Here is a 20,006-nt window from a genome sequence, read left to right as displayed (position 1 = left end):
CATCCGCGGCCGGCTCAGCCTTCAGCGCACAGCAGGTGGTACCAGTTGTCGGCAAGCACCTCGAGGGCGTGCTCGCGGTTGGGTTCAAACTTGCGGCGTGTCCAGAGCGTGGCAACGTAGTCCAGTGAGGTGAAGGCGAGGGTTCCGCGGATGTGGCGCGTCTCCTCCGAGAAGCGCCCGGCCAGCTTCATCCCGCGGACCAGGTCGGAAATGACCTCCTCATGCCATCTCTCGACCATGGCGCGCACCTCACGATCGACGGCGGCGGCCTCGTCGAGCACGTCGAGGTAGGGACGGAAGACCGGCCAGAGCGCCGCCCGTGACTCCAGCCACGCCAGGATGCCCGGCAGCTCGCCCGCGCGCACCACATCAACGAGGTCCGGCGCGGTGGAGCCGCTCCCCGGGGCGTCGGCGCGGTCCAGCACCGCGTTGACCCGCGCCATGAAGTCCCTCATCAGATCAACGCGTGAGGGGTAGTAGGCGTAGAAGGTGGCCCTGGTGGTGCCGGCCGCCGCAGCGATCTCGTCGATGGTGGTCGGGGCATAACCCTTCTCGGTAAAGAGCTCAAGCGCGCGCTCCACAATCATGTCGCGGGTGAGTTTCTTCTGGGCTTCTCGCAACGACGACATAGATCAATCCTAGCGGTGGCGTGGCGTCAAACCCGGGCGGGCGCGGCCGGACGCAGCGCGGCCGGACCGGCGTCGGCCAGCCGGCGAAGTTTGGGGATCGGGATCCGGTAGTTGACCGCGGCTGCGGTCCCGGAACCGTCCGGGCTGTCCCAGCGCAGGAGCACTGACCCGCTATCCCCGCCCGGCTCGCAATGGTCGGGGGCACCCAGCACCGGCGTGAAGCCGACCGCCTTGAGCGACAACCCGAATCCCTCCGTCCAAAAATAGGGCTGGAAGTTGAACTCGGGTGCGGCATCGCCATTGAGCAGGCCGACGGCCGCGACCTTGGCCTGGTCGATGGCGCTCGTCCACAGGGGAACCCGTTGCACGCCGCGACGGGTCGGGAAGAACGCCACGTCGCCGGCCGCCACGATGTCCGGCCGGACCCTGCCGCGCGAGTCGACGCGCAGCGACCCATCGGTGAGCAATTTTGAGCCGGACAGCCAGTCGATGTTCGGCTCATCGCCGACGGCGGTGACCACGAGATCCGCCTCGAGTTCGGTGCCGTCGGCCAGGACAACCTTGGCCCCGGCACCGTGATCGGCCAGACGGGCCTTCCCGCCGCGAACCACCCGCAGTCCGCGCCCGATGGCGGCGGCAGTAAAGAGGTCGGCCAGATGGTCGCCAAGCTGGCGCGACAGTGGCTTGGCGTCGGAGACGAGCGTGACGTCGCAGCCCACCTGCAGGCACCCGGACGCGACCTCCATGCCCAGCGGACCCCCGCCGACCACGATGACCGAGGGCCGCGACGCAACGCGCTCCTTGAGAAGGATCGCATCCTCGATGGTGCGCAGGGTGAACTCCCGGGGGAAGCCGTCCTGGTGCGGTCCTCCCGGTCCTTGCCAGACTGCTCCTTTTCCGGGGGCGAGGCGCTTCGCCCGGGAACCGGAGGCGATGACGAGGCCGTCGTACGCCAGCTCACCGCCCCCGTCCAGGTGTACCAGCCGGGCGTCGACGTCCAGGCCCGTGGCGCTCACGCCGAGCAGCTCCGTTGCCTCGTGGGTCGGTTTGGGGAGCGCGTGCGCCTGTAGGGCATCGCCGTTGTTCCCATCGACACTGCTTTCCTCGATATTGTGCAGCAGCGCCTTGGACAGGGCGGGCCGGCTGTAGGGATGGTGCCGCTCGGAACCCACAACAGTGAGCTCACCGTCGAAGCCGGCCGAGCGCAGCGAGTCGCAGGCCGTGAGTCCGGCGATGCCGTTGCCGATCACCACTATTCTGCGCATGCTCATGCCGCCTCCAGCCGCAGCGCGGCGACAGGGCAGACCCGGACCGCCGCTTTGGCGGCGTCGAGCTCGGACCCGTCCACGTCAGGGACGTCGATGACGAGTTCCCCGTCGTCGTCCAAATGCATCAGCCTCGGTGCGGCTTCCTCGCAGAGGCCGTGACCCTCGCAGCGCGGCCGGTCCAGTTCAATTCTCATGCTGCCACCACCTTGCCGACCTGGAGCACCTCGAAGCTCCGTGTGATGTTGCCCGGCTCCCGGACCTCGTCGGAGATCGTCAGCGTTTTCACCCTGCGGGCAAGGGCCTCGATGATCGCATGCGCTTCGAGTTTCGCCAGGCCCTGGCCGGCGCAGCCGTGCGGTCCGTAGCCGAAGGACAGGTGGTCCACGGGGTTGCGCATGATGTCAAAGGTGTCGGGGTTCTCGTAGTGGCGCGGGTCCCGGTTTCCGGCCCCAAAGAGGATGCCCACCTGGGCGCCGGCAGGAATGGTAGCTCCGTCGATTTCCACGTCGCGGGTGGCTTTGCGGCCCCAGATGTGGACCGGTGCCCAGTAGCGCAGCACCTCGGCGAAAGCCGCGGGGACGAGTTCCGGGTTCTTCCGGACCAGCTCGAACTGCTCCGGGTGGTGGCCGAACAGCGCAACAATGTTCCCGATGGAGGCGATGGTCGTGTCGACACCCGCCCCCAGGTACTGGTGGATGATGTGCCCGGCAGTTCCCTGGGGAATGTCCCCGCGCGCCTCGGCGTCAAAGATTCCGCGTCCGATGGAGCCGGGCGCCAGGTCTTCTGCGGTGACCGATGAGCACCAGCCGTAAAGCTCGCCGGCGATCGGGAAGTTCTCCTGCGTGCGCTGGTTCAGCGGGCCGAGGACCTGCATCGCGGCTTGGCCCCAGCGCAGCATGTTGTCCTTGACGTGTCCCTGGAAGCCAATGAGGTCGGCAACGATCTCGATCGGGAAGGCGCGGGCCAGTGAATCGATGGCCTCGAAGCTGCCGCTGGCGGCGAGTTCGGCGACGAGCTTGTCCGCTTTGTCGTCGATGACCACTTTCAGACCGCGGAGTGCGCGGGGGGTGAGGTTCTGTGACAGCGTGGCGCGGAGCTGCGTGTGCAGGGGTGGGTCGGAGGCGAGTGAGGTGCCCTGCAGTGCCTCGTTCACCATGGGGTTGAATCCGATGCTGGTGGACGAGAACGTTTCCGGATCACCGAGTGCGTCGCGGATGGCGTCGTAGCGTGTCAGGACGTACAGGTCGTTCTTGGGCAGGTGGACTACGGCAGCCTGCTCGCGGAGCGCGGCATAGGTGGGGTACGGGTCGACAAGGATATCGTCATCCCAGATATCGATGTCTGATTCGATGGGTGCAGTCACGGTGTTCTCCTTGCGGAATAGATGATGGATCGTTGAACGGTTGCCGGGCCGCCAGTACTAAACGGCAGCTTCGGCGTTGGCCGCAGTGGTCTTCGAGGTTTCCGCGGTGGCATCGGACGTGGGCGCCGAGGACCGTGCAGAGATGAAGAGGGTAAGAATGGCGGAGAGGATCGCCGCGATACCCGCCGTGAGGTACACAGCCTGGAACCCCTGGCCCAGCGAGGTCCCTGCCACGCCCTGGATTTTCGACTGTGCGGCGTTGAGGGCCTGGACCATGCCGTCGACGGCAGGGGCGGGTGCGCCGCCGGCCACTGCCTGGCCGGAGAACTGGGCGACGACCCCGTCCCAGCCGGCGAGGAAGCCCAGCGGCGGCACGTTCGCCAGTCCGCTGACCGCCTCTGCGGGCAGTCCCGCCCCGCCGAGAATCCCGGCAAGGGGACCCGCGAAGGCCGTGGCTCCGATACCGAACGCGATGGCTGAGCCGATAACGGGGCCAAGGGCGAACCCGAGGTCGCGCAGGAGGTTCGTCGTCGCCGAAGCCATGCCGATCTGTTGGGGCGGGACGGTGTTGATGGCAACCGCGGTGACGGAACCGACGGTGAGGGCAAATCCGATACCCAGCACCAGAAGCGGCGGAATGAAGGCCGTCCATGGAGTGCCGCCGAAGGCCTCCTGAGTGCCGAGGGCGAATGTCGAGAGCCAGAAACCGGAGACTGCCATGAGGGCGAAGCCAGCGGTGAGCACCCAGCGCGGGGCCACGTGGTGAATGAGCCACCCCACAACCGGGATGAAGGCGAACGCGGGACCCTGGATGAAGACGAAGAGCACACCGACCTTCCAGGTCTCAGCCAGGGCGAGCCCGCTGACGGCGACGCTCGTGCTGAAGCAGATCGCGAGGAAGGCGAACATGCCCGTGACCGCCACAATGCCGGTGATCGAGTAGGCGCTGTTCTTGAACAGCGACAGGTGGATCAGTGGCTGCGCGGTGCGTGATTCGATGACGACGAAGGCGACCAGGAGGATTCCGCCGGCGACGTAGCTTGCAATCACTTGGGCGCTGCCGAAGCCGGCATCTACCGCTGTCACCGTGGCGTAGAGGACGGCGATAAGGCCGAGTGCGAGCGTAATCTGGCCGGGCAGGTCCAGCTTGCGTCCCTCCGCCGCCGCCGAGTCCTTCGCCCGGAGCGCAACGATGAGAACGAGCACGGCAATGGCGGCCGCAACCAAGTAGGCCGCCCGCCAGCCGCTGAACGCGTTCGGTGCGCCCGGAGCAACACTGGGCACCGTGAAGAACTGCGCCGTGAAGCCGGCGAGCACCGGGGAGATCACCGCGCCGAGGGACAGGAACCCTGCCCACGTGGCGATGACCTTCGCCCGTGCGCGGTGGTCTGGGGTGATCGCCGCGATCATTGACAGCGAGATGGGGAACAGGATGCCCGCCCCGATGCCGCCGACCGCCTGCGCGAAGATCATCATTTCGGTGGTCTGCGCCAGCGCGGCCAGGACGGAGCCGACAATGCTGACCACGGCGCCGACGTAGAGCAGCTTCTTGCGTCCGAACATGTCACCCAGGAGGCCCCAGCTGAGCTCAAACACCACGATGCCCATCAGGAACATGCCCGCAATCCATGTCAGGCCAGCACCCGAGGTGTGGAATTCCACGGCAAACGTGCCGCTGAGGGCACCTGGCAGGGCGTTGGTGATCTGGGCCAAGGTGACCGCGCTGTAGGCGGCCACGAACGTGGCTCGTACCGAGCCGCGGCTCGGCACCGAAATGGTCTGACTCATCAATGAAACTCCTTTGTTTCCGGTCGACTCTCCGGTGACGCGCCAGAACTGGTGCCCTACGGGGCAAGAGCCGGTAGGCCGGAGATAGATGTGGGGTTCCCCACAGTTTGGTGTCTAGGTTTACACGCTGTCAAGAGTTTTTGCGGAATGTTGGTTTCATGAACACTTCGAAAGATACGTTCTGACTATTTCTTTGACACCATGTAAAGAAATATGTGATGCTGGCTACACCGCAACGGAGCGACGGCATGGCCAGGCTCCGCGACGCTCCTGCATTCAGACCCCCGAACTTCAAGGGAGAACCCACGTGAGTCACCCCACACCCGCCGAGACCGGCGACGCAGTCCACGCCCCGGCCGGGCAAACCGTCAATACGGTCCTGGGTCCGGTCCCTGCTTCCGAACTGGGGGTTGTCGCGGTCCATGAAGCCTTGCTGTCGGTGCTCCCCGGTGCCCAGTACGCCCCGGACATCTCCATGGACAGGGCGGAGATCTTCGAGGCCCTGGCCGCGAAGCTTGCGGACTTCCGCGAGCACGGCGGACAGACGATTGTCGACAGCACCGGCATGTTCCACGGGCGGGACCTCAAGCTCTACGAGGCGCTGTCACGCTCCACAGGTGTCCACATCGTCGCCTCTACGGGTCTGGGTCCGGAGGAAGAACTCGGCGGATACTTCCTGACGCCGCAGACCAACCCGCCCAACCCTTGGCCGGCCGAAAAGTTCGGCGATCTCTTCGGCAAGGAGGTCACTGAGGGGATGGTGGTTCCCCGGGTCGAGCGCCGCGCCGCCGCTGGCATCGTCGCCATCATCGCCGACCGCGCCGGCATGACCCCGACCGAGGAAAGCCTGTTCCGCGGCTCCGCCCGCGCCGCCAAGAACACCGGCGTCCCTGTTTCCATCCGCTTCGGCGCCGATGCCCTGCACGATCTGGACATCGTTCTGGATGAGCAGCTTGAGGCCGACCGGGTGCTCGTCGGCGATCTGGACCGCAAGGATGCCGCCGGCTCCGCCTTCGAGGTGGCGGCCCGCGGAGTCTTCGTCGGCATCGACCACGTGGGCCTCAACGACCACTCGGACTACCTCACCGACCACGATCGCGCCGAACTGGTGCTCGAGCTTGTCAGGGCCGGCCATGCCGACAAGATCATCCTTTCGGGCAACTCGATCGGCGTGGCCAAGGGCCTGCCGGAGTACAACCTGCCTTACAGCCACGTCCTGACTACGTTCGTGCCTTTCCTCAAGGCCAACGGCCTGAGCGAAGAAGACTCCCGGCGCATCCTCGTGGACAACCCGCGCAACCTGCTGACCGTGCGCTAAGCACGCGTCCGCCCTCACACAACAAGCTTTCGAACCCCTGAGGTGAACGAAATGACCAAGGTCAACACAGTGCTGGGAACCATCCCGGCCGAAGAACTGGAAATCGTAGCGGTCCACGAACACATCGGCTACGGCATGCCCGGGTCAGAACTGGACACCAGATGGTGGAAGTCCCCGGAGCAGGCCTACGAGGAGACCGTGCCGAAGCTGCGGCAATTCCGCGAATACGGCGGCGGTACCTTTGTGGACGCCACGGGCATCTGCAACGGCCGCGACGTCGACTACTACAAGTCCCTGTCCCAGAAGACGGGCGTGCACATCGTGGCCTGCACCGGCTTCGTCGGCGGCGACACCGCCCTGCCGCACTTCTCCCGCGCGACCGTGGACTACCTCGCCAAGGTGTTCATCCACGAGATCACGGTCGGCATCGGCAACACGGGCGCCAAGGCCGGCGTCATCAAGGTCGGCGTGAGCCGCGGCGGACGAATGACTGACCTGGACAAGCGCATCTACCGGGCCGCGGCCCGCGCCGCCGTCGTCACCGGCGCGCCGATCCTGACCCACCTGGCCATCGACCCCGAACCGGCGGTGAAGATCTTCAACGAAGAGGGCCTCCCGCTGGACCGCGTGCTGTTCGGCCACGCCGACGACGGCCTGAACGCTCCGGTCACCCCGCACGATTGGATCTACGAACAGGGCGGCCGCATCGGGTTCGACACCTTCGGCTACGACCTCGAACTGACGGATCCGCCTTTCTGGGGCCGCAAGCGCGCCGAACGCATGGAGCACTTCGTCAACCTCGTTAACAAGGGCTATGCGGACAAGCTCCTCGTCTCGGCCGACGCGAACTGCAGCCCACTGGGCTGGCCGGGCGTGAAGGGCCACACCATCAACTACATCTTCGAGGACATGATCCCCGACATGCGGGCGGCCGGCATCGACGACGCCACGCTCAAACTCCTCCTGGAGGACAACCCGGCCGACTTCCTAGCGCTTAGCGACTGACCCCGCGCAGACCACCCCCAACTTAACCGCCCCCCTTTCCTGGCCCGGGCCAGGAAAGAGTCAAGAAAGAGACACATCCAATGAAGGCTGAAGACATCAAAAACCTCAAGATCGCCATCATCGGCGCGGGCTACGGCGGCGCCGCGGCGGCCAAGGCCCTGAGCCTGCTCGGCGCAGACGTCAAGGTCTACGAGCAGGCTCCCCAGATGGGCGAGGTCGGCGCCGGGATCGGCCTGCGCCCCGCCACCATGGCCCGGTTCCGCGAGTGGGGCATTTTCGATGCGGTCGCGAAGGTCAGCTCGCCGAGCGACTACTTCGAGATCCTCACGGCCGCGGGTGAGCCGATCATGAAGGACACCTGGCCGGAGTTCGGCGAGGAGAAACAGACGTACCTCATCCATCGCGGCGACTTCATCGAGGCTCTCCTTGGCGTTCTCCCCGAGGGCATGGTGCAGCTTGGCCACAGGCTGGAGACCATCGAGGACAAGGGCGGCCGCTCCGTCCTGACCTTCACCAACGGAGAAACGGTTGAGGCCGACCTGGTGGTCGGTGCCGACGGCATCAAGTCCGTGGTGCGGGAGCAGCTCTTCAGCGACAAGGGCCCGGTGTTCTCCGGAGAGCACGCCTACCGTGCAGTGATTTCCGCCGACGACGCCCACGGCCTGGTGTTCGACGACAACCTGCGGATGTACATCGGAAAGGGCACCAAGGTCTACCTGCTGCCGCTGCGCCACCGCAACCAGATGTCCTTCGACATCACCGCCCTGAACCCGGACGGCACCTGGGCGCCCGAGGTAACCAAGGAAGGCCTCTTGGCCACCGTGGACGGCTTCGACGAGCGGCTGGTGAACATCACCCGCGGCCTCGACATGGAGACCGTGAACATCCGCGCGGTGTACGACATCGACCCCGTCGACACCTGGCACAAGGCCTCCGTGGTCCTCATGGGCGATGCGGCTCACTCCATGCTGCACCACCAGGGCCAGGGCGCGAACTCTGCCATTGAGGACGCGGGAGCCCTGGCCGACGCCCTGGCCCAGGCGGGCTCGGTCAAGGAGGCTCTGGCCCTGTTCCAGGCGATCCGCAAGCCGGTGACGGACGAACTGCAGCGCATCTCGCGGCAGGGGTGGTCCGAGGAAGAGGTCAACGACGTTTTCCCTGGTCAGAAACCCGCTGCGCAGATGCCGACGTCCCAGAAGCCCACCAGCGTAACCGCACCAGCACAGTCGAAGGGCTGAACGCCATGACGATCCATCCCGAAATCGCCAAAATCCTCGGAACCTTGCCGGCACCCGATAGTTCTCCCTTGAACCCCGAAGCCATGCGTGCGGGCGAGGCCGCGCAGGTTTCCCCGCTGGAAGTGCGTCTCCCGCTGCACTCTGTCGAGGACGCCACGGCAGTGACGCTATCGGGCGAGGTGCCCGTGCGGATCTACACGCCGGCCGAGGCCGACGCTTACGGCGTGCTGGTGTATTTCCACGGCGGAGCGTTCTTCCTGGGCAGCCTGGACACGCACGACCACGTCGCGCGATCCCTGGCCAAGGAAACCGGCCATAAGGTCATCTCGGTGGGCTATCGGCTGGCCCCCGAAGCCTCCTTCCCTGCCGGCCTTGACGACTGCTACGCCGTGGTCCGCTGGGCCGCCGAGCAGGGCGGCAACCTGGGCTGGGACGGAAAGAACCTCGCTATCGCTGGCGACAGCTCGGGCGGCAACTTTGTGGCCGCCGTCAGCGCGAGGGCCCACGATGACGGGTTCACTGCGATCACGCACCAGATCCTGTTCTACCCGTCGCTGGACCTGGACTTCGACGTCGACCGTTACGCGTCGCTGCGGGAGAACGCCGAAGGATACGGACTGGAGACGGCGGGTTTGTTGCCGTTCAATTCCTTCTACCTCGAGAGCGGGGCGGACCCGGCGGATCCACTCGTCTCCCCCATCAAGCGCCCGGACCTCGCCGGCCTGCCGCCGGCCCTGATCATCACCGCCGAGCACGACCCCCTGCGTGACGAGGGCGAGCTCTACGGCCTGCGCCTCAGGGAGGCCGGCGTCTACTCGGCCGTCAGCCGCTACGAGGGGGCCAACCACGGCTTCGTCCAGAACTTCTCCTGGATTCCGGAGTTCTACGGGCCTTTCGAAGAGACCGCCGCTTTCCTGGGCGGGAGCACCGGGATTAAAGGGGGCACAGCGCAATGACTAAGTCAGTCGCCGTTCACCCCCTTGTCTCGCCGTGGGGGCGGTTCGGTCTATACAGCTTCTTCATCGACGCCCCGGAACCCGCGATCGTCGACACGGGAATCGCTTCCTCGCCCGCCGAAGGCATGGTGCCGGCACTGGAGGCGATCGGCCGCCGGATCGAGGACGTTCGCTGGATCCTGCTGACCCACGGACATATCGACCACATCGGTGGCGCTTACGCCCTGTGGGAGCTCACCGGACGGCGCGCGCAGGTGGTCATCCACGAGGCCGACGCACCGATGTTGCGCTCGCGCCGGGCGCATGTGGACGAGTACCTCGCCGGACGGGCGCAGTACCTGGATGACCCCGACGGCGAGGCGAAACTGACCGAAGCGACGAATGCCGTCATCTCGGGCGAGATGGAGCCTACGCTGCTGGTGCGGGGAGGCGAGACCATCTCACTCGGCGGCGACTTCACCGTCACCGTGCACTCGATTCCGGGCCACACCCGCGGATCCGTGGCGTACGTCATTAACGGACAAAACGACGTATTCGTCGGCGACGCCGTGCAGGTCCACGGTGCGGCCAACGGCTTCCCCGGATTCGTGGACCCGGCTGGCTACCGCGCAAGCCTGCAGTACCTCCGCGACGAGATCCGTCCGCGGCACCTCTACCTGGGCCACCCGTATCGTCGCGCGGACGGCACGCCCTACGGCGTAGAGCTCGACGCCGGACAGGCCGAGGAAGCGCTTAAGGGGAGCCTGGAGATCGAAGCCCGCGTCAATAGTGCGGCCAACGACTGCTTGGCTGCCGGGCTGCAGGATTCAGGTTCACCGTACTCCCCCTACGCCCGCGTGGCCGAGGATCTTGGCTACGAGGGGGACCCCGCCTTGGAACCGTCCCCGTTCTTCACGACGCTCAACGGCTACCGCACGACATTCGACCACATGACCGACGATGAGGAGATCAACACTCATGGATGACTTCCAGCTACTGAATGCCGGTGGGGAGAAGATTGCCGTTCGCAAGGACCTCCGGGTCCCCATGCGGGACGGCGTCGGGCTCGCCGCGGACGCCTATCAGGGTGTTGAGGACAAGCCGCGGCCGGCGCTGGTCGCCCTGAGCCCGTACGGCAAGGAGCTGCAGGCTCTCGCCCTGACCACGCCGCCGCAGCGGCGGCCCAGCCCGATGTGGGACGGCTGCATCGAGGCCGGCGACATCGCCCGCATCGTCAAGGAAGACTACGTCCACGTCATCGGCGACCTGCGTGGCTCCGGCCACTCCGGCGGCGAGCACATCGGCAATTACAACGCCGGCGGCGTCTCGCTTGGCCAGGATGCGTACGACTTCATCGAGTGGGTCGCCGAGCAGCCGTGGTGCGACGGCAGCGTTGGCATGGTCGGCATCTCCTACTTCGGCTCCATGCAGGTGCTGGCCGCGGCCGAGCGCCCGCCGCACCTGAAGGCGATCTTCGTCTCCGGCGGCCACTACGACTTCTACGAGACGACCTACCACGGCGGCGTCATGTGGTTCATGCCGCGTGCCGCCCGTGAGGGCCGCGGCGGCGACTCCGGCTGGGCGTTCACCGACAACGTCAAGTCCCGCATGATCGAGAAGTACTCCCCCGAAGAGCTGACGAGGCTCGTCGAGAAGCGCCTGCAGGATCCGGACGTCGCCGCCTGGCCGAACCTGGTCCACGTCCTGAACTACCCGAAGAACCACGAAGCCTGGTTCGACATCGTCATGAACGAGCTCGATGGGGACTGGTACGAGGAGCGCAATCCCATCACGCTGGCCCCGAACATCGACATCCCGGTTTGGCTGCAGATCGACCAGGGCCGCGGTTGGACCATGGATGGCACAATCGAGCTGTTCAACGAGCTGAAGGGGCCCAAGAAGCTGGACATCGGCCCGTACCCGCCGATGCAGTCGCGTCCCTTTATCGAAGAACACGACAAGATGTTCCGCTGGTACGACTACTGGATCAAGGGCATCGACAACGGAGTCATGGACGAGCCGGCCGTGAGCGTCTTCGTGGAGGGCTCCCGCGAGTTCGTGACCGCCGAGGCATGGCCGCCGAAGGACATCGAGTACAAGTCGCTCTACCTGCGCCCGCGCCACAAGCTGTCCACCGAGCCCGAGCTGATGGGTGCGGAGTACGCCGCCCCTGACGGCTTCTACCAGGCGCCGCTGACGGTGACCGACACGGTGGAGATCATCAGCTGGTCCACCCCTGTCTTCGAAGAAGACACGGAGCTGATCGGCACCGGCGCCGCGCACATCTTCGCCGAGATCGACCAGCCGGACACCAACTTCATCCTGCGCCTGTGGGACTACGCCCCCAACGGCAAGCGCCAGCTCATCACCAGCGGCTACCTCAAGGCCTCGCACCGCGAGCTCGACGAGCGGACCACCGAAGGCAGCCCGCACCACCCGCACACCCGATCGGTTCCGGTGGAGCCGGGGACGATTGAGGAGTACGTGCTGCGCCTCTACCCCTTCGCGAACACCTTCAAACCCGGTCACACCCTGACCGTGGAACTGTCCAACGGCGAGCCGCTGGCCGACGAGCACAATGCGCTGCTGCCGCCGGATGCCTTCCACCTGCCGGTGGGCCGGCCCGTCACCCATAAGATCTACCGCGACGCCGCCCACCAGTCAAGGCTCGTCCTGCCGTTCACCACGCGCAAGACGGCTGAAGACCAGGCGGACTGATCCCGTCTTCCTCGGCAGCCTCAGGCGCCGACGTAGGCCGCGAGGTGCTGGCCGGTGAGCGTGGTCCGGGCGGCGACGAGGTCGGCGGGCGTGCCCTCGAAGACGAGCCTGCCGCCGTCGTGGCCGGCACCGGGACCGAGGTCGATGATCCAGTCGGCGTGCGCCATGACCGCCTGGTGGTGCTCGATGACGATTACCGACTTGCCGGCGTCGACGAGCCGGTCCAGGAGGCCCAGCAGATTTTGGACGTCGGCGAGGTGCAGGCCGGTGGTGGGCTCGTCGAGGACGTAGACCTCACCCTTTTCTGCCATCTGGGTGGCGAGTTTGACGCGCTGCCGCTCGCCGCCGGACAGCGTGGTGAGCGGCTGGCCGAGGGTGAGGTAGCCGAGCCCGACGTCCACGAGCCGGTCGAGGATCTTGTGGGCCGCCGGCGTGCGGGCTTCCCCGTCGCCAAAGAACACCTCGGCCTCGATCATCGACATTGCCAGCACTTCGGCGATGTTGCGGCCGCCCAGCTTGTACTCCAGTACCGAGGCCTGGAATCGCTTGCCCTCGCAGTCCTCACAGGTGGACTCGACGGTGGCCATGACACCGAGTTCGGTGAAGATGACGCCCGCGCCGTTACAGGTGGGACAGGCTCCTTCTGAGTTCGAGCTGAACAGCGCCGGCTTCACGCCGTTGGCCTTCGCGAACGCCTTGCGGATCGGCTCGAGAAGGCCCGTGTACGTCGCAGGGTTGCTGCGGCGGGACCCCTTGATGGCACCCTGGTCGATCACCACCACACCGTCGCGGCCGTCCACCGAGCCGTGGATCAGCGAACTCTTCCCCGAGCCGGCGACGCCCGTGACCACGCAGAGTACGCCGAGCGGGATGTCGACATCCACGCCCTGGAGATTGTTCGTGGAAGCGCCACGGACCTCCATTGCGCCCGAGGACGGGCGTACCGATTCCTTGACCGCGGCCCGGTCGTCGAGGTGGCGGCCGGTGATGGTGTCACTCCCCCGCAGCCCCTCCACGCTTCCCTCGAAGCAGACGCTGCCGCCCTCGGTGCCTGCGCCGGGGCCGAGGTCAACGACGTGGTCGGCAATCGCGATGGTCTCCGGCTTGTGCTCGACGACGAGCACGGTGTTGCCCTTGTCGCGCAGTTGCAGCAGCAGTTGGTTCATCCGCTCGATGTCATGCGGGTGCAGGCCGATCGTCGGCTCGTCAAAGACGTAGGTGATGTCCGTGAGGGACGAGCCCAGGTGCCGGATCATCTTGGTGCGCTGGGCCTCTCCCCCGGACAGCGTGCCGGCCGGCCGGTCCAGGGAGAGGTATCCCAGCCCGATTTCGGCGAACGAGTCGAGCAGGTGCTGCAGGCCTTTCAGGAGCGGCGCGACCGAAGGCTCGTTGAGCTCGCGGACCCACGCGGCCAGGTCGCTGATCTGCATCACGCAGAGGTCGGCGATGTTCTTGCCCTGGATCTTCGAGGACCGGGCTTCCCGGCTGAGCCGCGTGCCGTCGCACTCCGGGCAGGCCTGAAACGTGATGGCGCGCTCCACGAACGCCCGGACGTGGGGCTGCATCGCCTCGACGTCCTTGGACAGCATCGACTTCTGGATCTTCGGGATCAGCCCCTCGTACGTCAGGTTGATGCCCTCGACCTTGATCTTGGTCGGTTCCTTGTAGAGGAGGTCGTGCATTTCCCTTTTCGTGAACTTCGCGATCGGCTTGTCCATGTCGAAGCCGGCGCCGCTGAAGATGCGGCCGTACCAGCCGTCCATGCTGTAGCCGGGGATCGTGAGCGCACCCCCGCCGAGCGACTTGGAGTCGTCGTAGAGCGCAGTGAGGTCGAAGTCGGAGACCGAGCCCATGCCCTCGCAACGCGGACACATGCCGCCCAGGTACACGGCATCGTGCACCACATTCTTCTCGACCCGGCCGCCCTTCTCGGTGCTCATCACCCCGCTCGCCTTCCGCGTCGGGACGTTGAACGAGAACGCAGTGGGGGGCCCCACGTGCGGCGATCCCAGCCGGCTGAAGAGGATGCGCAGCATGGCGTTGGCATCGGTGACGGTGCCGACGGTGGACCGGGGGTTGGCGCCCATCCGCTCCTGGTCGACGATGATCGCGGTCGTCAACCCCTCGAGGTGGTCCACCTCCGGCCGCGACAGCGTGGGCATGAAGCCCTGCACGAAGGCGCTGTAGGTCTCGTTGATCATCCGCTGCGACTCCGCGGCGATCGTGGCGAACACCAGGGAGCTCTTGCCGGAGCCGGAGACGCCGGTGAACACCGTCAGCCGGCGCTTCGGGATCTCGATGCTGACGTCCTTGAGGTTGTTCTCGCGTGCGCCCTGCACGCTGATCAAATCGTGGGTGTCTGCAACATGCTGCGCAGCCGACTGCGTGTCCGCTCTCGTGGCCATGCTCATGGTGTCTCCATCTGTTTGCGGGGCCGCCTGCGCGGTGTCCCTCAGCGTCACTGTGCTCTATCTAACCAGCTTCCGGCACTGTGCCTTCTCCTGCATCCGCCTTGTCCTGCGTCGGCCGATGGCTCAGAGCGGCTGCTGGATGCGGATCAGGTTGCCCGCGGGATCGCGGAAGGCGCAGTCGCGAACCCCGTAGGCCTGCTCTGTCGGCTCTTGGACCACTTCGGCGCCGCTGGCCTGCAGCCGCTCGAAGGTAGCGTTGACGTCCTTGGTGGCCAGGAGGATGCGGGCGTAGGTGCCCTTGGCCATCATCTCGTCGATGGTGCGGCGCTCGTCGTCGGTGACACCGGGGTCGGCGGCCGGCGGCTCCAGGACGATTGATGTGCCCGGCTGGTCGGCCGGGCCGACCGTGATCCAGCGCATCCCGCCGTATCCGACGTCGTTGCGGACCTCAAAGCCGAGCGTGTCGCGATAGAAGGCCACGGCGGCGTCGGGATCGTTGTGTGGGAGGAAGCTCGCGTGAATGTTGATGTCCATGAAATTCATGCTAGCTGCGGTTCGGGGGCCGGCACTTCTCGATTCCTGACCGGTCTGGTGACCTGTTTCGCGACGCAGGACGGCATCCCCGCGGTCGCGCGGGCAGCCTCGCGCCGGTAGACGCTGGGCGGCACGCCGACCAGTTCGGTGAAGCGGGTGCTGAAGGTGCCCAGGGACGAGCAGCCGACCGTGAAGCAGACCTCGGTGACGCTGAGGTCGCCGCGGCGCAGCAGCGCCATCGCGCGTTCGATGCGCCGCGTCATCAGGTAGCTGTACGGCGACTCGCCGTACGCGAGGCGGAACTCGCGGCTGAGGTGCCCGGCCGACATGTGGGCGCCGCGGGCAAGGGCCTCGACGTCCAGCGGTTGTGCGTACTCCCGGTCCATCCGGTCACGGACGCGGCGCAACCGCGCGAGGTCGCGCAAGTGCTGCGCCTGGTCGGATTTGCTGGTCACATGTGAGATCGTGCTACTTCACGCCGAAGTTGTCCAGCCCGGCCTGGTACCGAATCTCAGGGCCGTTCCATTGTCTTTGGCGGCGGCCTCACTGAGAATGAACCATGACGGTCTACCTGAGGTCCTTGGAAACTGCAGTTCCGCCAACCATCCTGGTCCAGCCCGAGGCCAGGGCCGTTTTCGCGGCCCAGCCGGGCCTCACACGGCTCGGATCCCGGCTCGTCAACACTTGCTTTGATTCCGCAGCCATTGACACCCGGCACACGGCAGTGGAAGAACTCACCGCGGACAGCCAGGCTGAAAATCCCCAGTTCTTCGACCCGGCCACCGGCTTGGTGCTCAGCCCCAGCACCAAAATCCGGAACGGCATTTTCGCCACGGAAGCGACCAAGCTCTTCATTGAGGCCGCCCAAAAAGCGCTGGATGCCTGCCCGGGAGTCGATGCGCCGGACATCACGCACCTGATCACCGTCTCCTGTACCGGATTCTTCAATCCGGGCCCGGACTACAAGATTGTCCGGGCCCTCGGCCTGGACCCGGCCGTCCAGCGGTACCACCTCGGATTCATGGGCTGCTACGCCGCGTTCCCGGCGCTGCGGGCCGCGAAGTCATTTTGTGAGGCGGATCCGGATGCAACGGTGCTGGTGGTCTGCGCCGAACTCTGTTCCCTCCACGTCCGGACCTCTAATGATCCCGACACCATCATGGGATCGGCCTTGTTTGCCGACGGCGCTGCGGCGGCCATCATTACTGCCCGGGACATTCCAGACGAACCGCCCCTACTGCGGCTGGACCACTTCGAAACCGTTCTGACGCCCGTCGGGGAGGACTCGATGGCCTGGAACATCGGCGACGAGGGCTTCGAGATGGTTCTGGGCAACTATGTCCCGCACATCATCGATGACCACATCATCGGCGCCCTCGAACCTCTCCTGTCCCGCGACAGTTCGTTGCAGGGACTCCCCTACCGGGACATCCAGCACTGGGGCATCCACCCGGGCGGCCGGAGCATTCTGGACAAGGTCCAGTCCAGGCTGGACCTCAGCGACGAACAGCTGGTCCCCGCCCGCGAAACCCTGCGGAACTTCGGCAACATGAGCAGCGCCACCGTCCTGTTCGTCATCAAGCACATCCTGGACCTGCCGGCCGCGGACGACGGCGGGGCCTCCCCGGGCGGCCCCGGCGCGGAACGGATCTGCTCCATGGCCTTCGGCCCTGGCCTGACGGTGGAAACGGCGCTCTTCACCCGGCTGGCTGCCCCGCGACCCGCGAAGGCCCCGCGCCATGAGTCCGACGCGGAGCCCGCTGAGCCAGTAGCGGTGCAGGTCTGAAAGCGGCCACCCTGAAACCGTTCAGCGCGAAGCAGAGCACGGAACGCCTCCGGGCGGCCCTTTTGCGGGACCGCGCGTCGGACGCCGTCGAGGAAATGGACCTGCCCGGCTGCGATCCCGGCCGCCTGGAGCGCACCTATGCCCAGTTTGCGCTCGTCAACCGTGTGGTCGCCGGTTGGCGCGGCATCTATCGGTCCCGGATCCGGCCGCGGCTGACCCCTGACTCCCCCACGTCCCTGCTGGACATCGGGTGCGGCGGGGGCGACGTTTCGGTGCTGCTTGCCCGATGGGCCGCCCGGGACGGACTGCGCCTCGACGTCACCGCCATCGACCCGGACCCGCGGGCAATCCTGTTCGCCCGCGGCCGCCACGCGACGGCGGACGTGGCGTTTCGCCAGGCGAGCTCTGCCGAACTGCTCGAAGAGGGCCACCGGTACCACCTCGTGGTGTCCAACCACGTCCTGCACCACCTCGGCGGGCTGGAAGCGTTCCTTGCCGAGTCCGCCATGTTGTCCAATGACGCCGTCATCCACAACGACATCCGCCGCAGCCCCGCCGCCTACGCGCTCTTCTCTGCCGGCTCCTGGGTGCTCGCCGGCTCCTACATCCGGCAGGACGGGCTGACCTCGATCCGGCGAAGCTACACCAGCGCGGAGCTGGCCGCCGCCGCTCCGCCGGGCTGGACAGTGGCCCGCCACGCCCCATTCCGGAACCTGCTGCTTCTGGACACTTCCGACGGCGACTACCCGGAGAGGCCCGCTTCCCGTGACTGACGTACTGATCATCGGTGCGGGTCCGGTGGGACTGTTCATGGCCGCGCTGCTGCTGCAGGACGGCGTGGATGTGCAGATCCTGGAACAGCGGAGCGCGCCGGAACAACATTCGCGTGCCATCGGCATCCACCCGCCGGCGCTGGCCGCGCTCGCGGGAACCGGCGTTGCCGATGACCTGGTTGCCGAAGGCATCCCGATCCGCCGCGGAGTCGCCCTGGCCGACGGGAAATGCCTCGCCCACATGTCCTTTGCCGGCGTCTCGGACCGTTTTCCGTTCATCCTGTCCCTGCCCCAGCGCCGTACGGAGGCGCTGCTGGAACGGCGGGTCAGGGAGCTCGACGACGGCGCCCTCCACCGCGGCGTCCGCCTCACCAGGCTGTCCGACGACGGCGCCCGGGTCACCGTGGAAGCCGTCTCCGGGTGCGGCCCCCTGCGCTATACGGCGCCGCTGGTCATTGCCGCCGACGGCGTTCGCTCCACGGTGCGGGCGCTGCAGGGCGTCGCATCGCGCGCGAAAGAATACCCGGACAGCTACCTCATGGGCGACTTCGCGGACCACACCGGGTTCGGTCCGGACGCCGCGCTCTTCCTGGCCGGGGCCGGCATCGTGGAGTCGTTCCCGTTGCCCGGCCAACTCCGCCGCTGGGTGGTCCGGCTGGGCGCCGACGACACTACGGGCGACGACGCCCGGTGGCTCATGCGCTGCGTGCGCGAGCGGACCGGGCTCGACATCGACGCCGGGACCAACAGCATGCTCAGCCGCTTCGGCGTCCGCACTCGCCTGGCCCGCCGGATGGTGACCGGCCGGGTGGCGATGATCGGGGATGCGGCCCATGAGGTCAGTCCCATCGGCGGGCAGGGCATGAATCTGGGCTGGCTGGATGCTGCGGCGCTGGCACCGATTGTGTCGGCCGCCGTGCGCGGTCAGGACGTAGCGGTCGCCTTGAATACCTTTGAACGCACCCGACGGCGGGCGGCGGCCAGGGCCGCGCGCCAGGCTGAAATCAACATGGCCCTGGGCCGGCCCCTCGCGGACGGCCTCTTGGCGGTGCGGAACCGGGCCATCGGAGGAGTCGCCGCAGTTCCGGCGGTGAATGCATTGATCGCCCGCCGCTTCACGATGCATTAGGCGGCCGGGCAAGAGGCGATGAGCGCGGAATAGACTGTCCGCATGAGCGGCCTTCCTGTGACGCGCCGGCGCCGCACAGTGTTCAGCACGCTGTGCCGCGCAGCGGCTGCCGCGGCCGTGCTGGCCGTTGCGGCGTCCTGCAGCGCCGGTACGGTCGGCGGGTCCGGCGGCACCGCGCCCTCGGCGACCGCGACTCTGGTCCCCGGCGGCCCTGTAACCGCGGAAATCAGCCAGTTCCGCGACAACTACAGCAAACAAATCATCGAAATCCAGCTCACCAACACCACCGGCGCAGCCCTGACCGTCCTCGCCGCGGAACTGACCAGCCCGCTGTTCGCGGCACCGATCACCTGGCCGGCGCACACTGGCCGGATAGAGCTTCCGCCAGGACAGACGAAGAGCCTGCCGGCGCCGCTGCCCGCACCGGAATGCGGCAGCCGATCCCCGGCCCCGAGTGGGACGGGAACCGCATCCGGCACCGACGCGGGCAACGCGTTTGTCTCCCTCCGGCTGGCCGTGCCGCAGGGCACAGGGCAACAAGGGACCGGGCAACAAGGGACCGGGCAACAAGGAACCGGGCAACAGGGAACCAATCCGCCTCAAGCCGACGCCACGGCGCCGGCCGCAGACCCGTTCGGCGTCCTGGCGCGGAACAATTCCGAGATGTGTCTGACTAGGGAAGCCTCGGCCGTGGCCGCGATCTCGCTGGCGCCGAACCTTGAGGTCGCCGCGGACGGGCGGACCGCCGTCGTGCTTCTGCTGATCCAACCGCGCACTGTCAGCCGGACAGAAGACGCCGCGAGTGCAGGCGCCGGTGAGCTGGTGATTGACCGGGTCGAGGAAACCACCCTCCTGGCGGAGGCCCCGCAAGCCCCCTGGCCCCGTTCGGTGACGGTCCGCGCCGGCGGGCCCCGGGCGGAACTGCGGCTCGGCATCCGGCCCTCCCGCTGTGATCCCCATGCCGTGGCCGAAGACAAGGTGGGCACGCTCCTGCCGCTGCGGGTCCGGGTGGCGGGCCGGGAGGGTGTCTTGAAGATCGCCGCCGGCAGCCAACTTCGGGGCCGGATCTATGACTTTGTTACCAAGACGTGTGGCCGCCAGTAGTCTGGGG

18 protein-coding genes are annotated in these 20,006 nt (G+C 66.9%); 10 read left to right on the top strand and 8 right to left on the bottom strand.

Annotated features, from left to right (window positions below):
* Window positions 1–14 precede the first annotated feature (14 nt).
* From BLS42_RS10505 to BLS42_RS10485, 5 genes are read right to left on the bottom strand one after another with little or no spacing between them, the layout of a single operon-like run.
* Complete coding sequence (locus tag BLS42_RS10505) at window positions 15–629, bottom strand: TetR/AcrR family transcriptional regulator (protein ID WP_090580605.1); 615 nt, start codon at window positions 627–629, stop codon at window positions 15–17.
* Between the two features lie 26 nt (window positions 630–655).
* A complete protein-coding gene (locus BLS42_RS10500; RefSeq protein ID WP_090580602.1) occupies window positions 656–1,900 on the bottom strand; it encodes an NAD(P)/FAD-dependent oxidoreductase in 1,245 nt (414 codons plus the stop codon).
* Window positions 1,897–2,091 carry a ferredoxin gene (locus BLS42_RS10495; protein ID WP_090580598.1) on the bottom strand — a complete coding sequence of 65 codons (195 nt, stop codon included), beginning with the start codon at window positions 2,089–2,091 and terminating at the stop codon, window positions 1,897–1,899. Before BLS42_RS10495 ends, BLS42_RS10500 begins: the two co-directional genes overlap by 4 nt.
* Window positions 2,088–3,260, bottom strand: coding sequence for a cytochrome P450 (locus BLS42_RS10490; protein ID WP_090580595.1), 1,173 nt, complete (start codon window positions 3,258–3,260; stop codon window positions 2,088–2,090). The genes BLS42_RS10495 and BLS42_RS10490 overlap by 4 nt, the downstream gene beginning before the upstream one ends.
* Window positions 3,261–3,317: 57 nt before the next feature.
* Window positions 3,318–5,048 (bottom strand): MFS transporter, encoded by a 1,731-nt coding sequence (locus tag BLS42_RS10485; protein WP_090580592.1) that lies wholly within the window; start codon window positions 5,046–5,048, stop codon window positions 3,318–3,320.
* A gap of 307 nt (window positions 5,049–5,355) precedes the next feature.
* Between BLS42_RS10485 and BLS42_RS10480 the strand changes: the two genes are divergently transcribed.
* The 6 genes from BLS42_RS10480 to BLS42_RS10455 all read left to right on the top strand — a co-directional run bounded on the left by BLS42_RS10480 (window position 5,356) and on the right by BLS42_RS10455 (window position 12,262).
* Window positions 5,356–6,366 carry a phosphotriesterase family protein gene (locus BLS42_RS10480; protein ID WP_090580590.1) on the top strand — a complete coding sequence of 337 codons (1,011 nt, stop codon included), beginning with the start codon at window positions 5,356–5,358 and terminating at the stop codon, window positions 6,364–6,366.
* 51 nt (window positions 6,367–6,417) lie between these two features.
* The gene (locus BLS42_RS10475; RefSeq protein ID WP_090581163.1) at window positions 6,418–7,371 is read left to right on the top strand and encodes a phosphotriesterase family protein; all 954 of its coding nucleotides are present in this window, start codon (window positions 6,418–6,420) and stop codon (window positions 7,369–7,371) included.
* A gap of 80 nt (window positions 7,372–7,451) precedes the next feature.
* Window positions 7,452–8,609, top strand: a complete 1,158-nt coding sequence (locus BLS42_RS10470) for an FAD-dependent oxidoreductase (protein ID WP_090580588.1) — start codon at window positions 7,452–7,454, stop codon at window positions 8,607–8,609.
* Window positions 8,610–8,614: 5 nt separating this feature from the next.
* Window positions 8,615–9,565, top strand: a complete 951-nt coding sequence (locus tag BLS42_RS10465; RefSeq protein WP_090580586.1) for an alpha/beta hydrolase — start codon at window positions 8,615–8,617, stop codon at window positions 9,563–9,565.
* Window positions 9,562–10,530: an MBL fold metallo-hydrolase gene (locus BLS42_RS10460; RefSeq protein ID WP_090580583.1), complete on the top strand. Its 969-nt coding sequence runs from the start codon at window positions 9,562–9,564 to the stop codon at window positions 10,528–10,530. Before BLS42_RS10465 ends, BLS42_RS10460 begins: the two co-directional genes overlap by 4 nt.
* Complete coding sequence (locus BLS42_RS10455; RefSeq protein WP_090580580.1) at window positions 10,523–12,262, top strand: CocE/NonD family hydrolase; 1,740 nt, start codon at window positions 10,523–10,525, stop codon at window positions 12,260–12,262. The genes BLS42_RS10460 and BLS42_RS10455 overlap by 8 nt, the downstream gene beginning before the upstream one ends.
* 20 nt (window positions 12,263–12,282) lie before the next feature.
* Here the strand turns inward: BLS42_RS10455 and BLS42_RS10450 are convergent, their stop codons facing one another.
* The 3 genes from BLS42_RS10450 to BLS42_RS10440 form a co-directional block, all read right to left on the bottom strand.
* Window positions 12,283–14,673, bottom strand: coding sequence for an ATP-binding cassette domain-containing protein (locus BLS42_RS10450; RefSeq protein ID WP_090580577.1), 2,391 nt, complete (start codon window positions 14,671–14,673; stop codon window positions 12,283–12,285).
* Between the two features lie 123 nt (window positions 14,674–14,796).
* Window positions 14,797–15,216 (bottom strand): VOC family protein, encoded by a 420-nt coding sequence (locus tag BLS42_RS10445; RefSeq protein WP_090580574.1) that lies wholly within the window; start codon window positions 15,214–15,216, stop codon window positions 14,797–14,799.
* Window positions 15,213–15,662, bottom strand: a complete 450-nt coding sequence (locus BLS42_RS10440) for a helix-turn-helix transcriptional regulator (RefSeq protein ID WP_090580571.1) — start codon at window positions 15,660–15,662, stop codon at window positions 15,213–15,215. Before BLS42_RS10440 ends, BLS42_RS10445 begins: the two co-directional genes overlap by 4 nt.
* Window positions 15,663–15,766: 104 nt before the next feature.
* Between BLS42_RS10440 and BLS42_RS10435 the strand changes: the two genes are divergently transcribed.
* The 4 genes from BLS42_RS10435 (at window position 15,767) to BLS42_RS10420 (ending at window position 19,999) form a co-directional block, all read left to right on the top strand.
* Window positions 15,767–16,993, top strand: coding sequence for a type III polyketide synthase (locus BLS42_RS10435; RefSeq protein ID WP_090580567.1), 1,227 nt, complete (start codon window positions 15,767–15,769; stop codon window positions 16,991–16,993).
* A 62-nt stretch (window positions 16,994–17,055) separates the two neighbouring features.
* Entirely contained in the window at window positions 17,056–17,766 is a 711-nt protein-coding gene (locus BLS42_RS10430; protein WP_090580564.1) for a class I SAM-dependent methyltransferase, read from the top strand.
* On the top strand, window positions 17,759–18,895 hold the full coding sequence (locus tag BLS42_RS10425; RefSeq protein ID WP_090580561.1) for an FAD-dependent oxidoreductase: 1,137 nt from the start codon (window positions 17,759–17,761) through the stop codon (window positions 18,893–18,895). The genes BLS42_RS10430 and BLS42_RS10425 overlap by 8 nt, the downstream gene beginning before the upstream one ends.
* Before the next feature lie 42 nt (window positions 18,896–18,937).
* Window positions 18,938–19,999: a hypothetical protein gene (locus BLS42_RS10420; RefSeq protein WP_256336394.1), complete on the top strand. Its 1,062-nt coding sequence runs from the start codon at window positions 18,938–18,940 to the stop codon at window positions 19,997–19,999.
* Window positions 20,000–20,006 lie beyond the last annotated feature (7 nt).

This window comes from Arthrobacter sp. ov407, assembly GCF_900102895.1.
In the GTDB taxonomy this organism is placed as follows: Bacteria; Actinomycetota; Actinomycetes; order Actinomycetales; family Micrococcaceae; genus Arthrobacter.
Note: the sequence above shows the minus strand (reverse complement) of the source record. Positions and strands in the feature narration are given on the sequence as shown.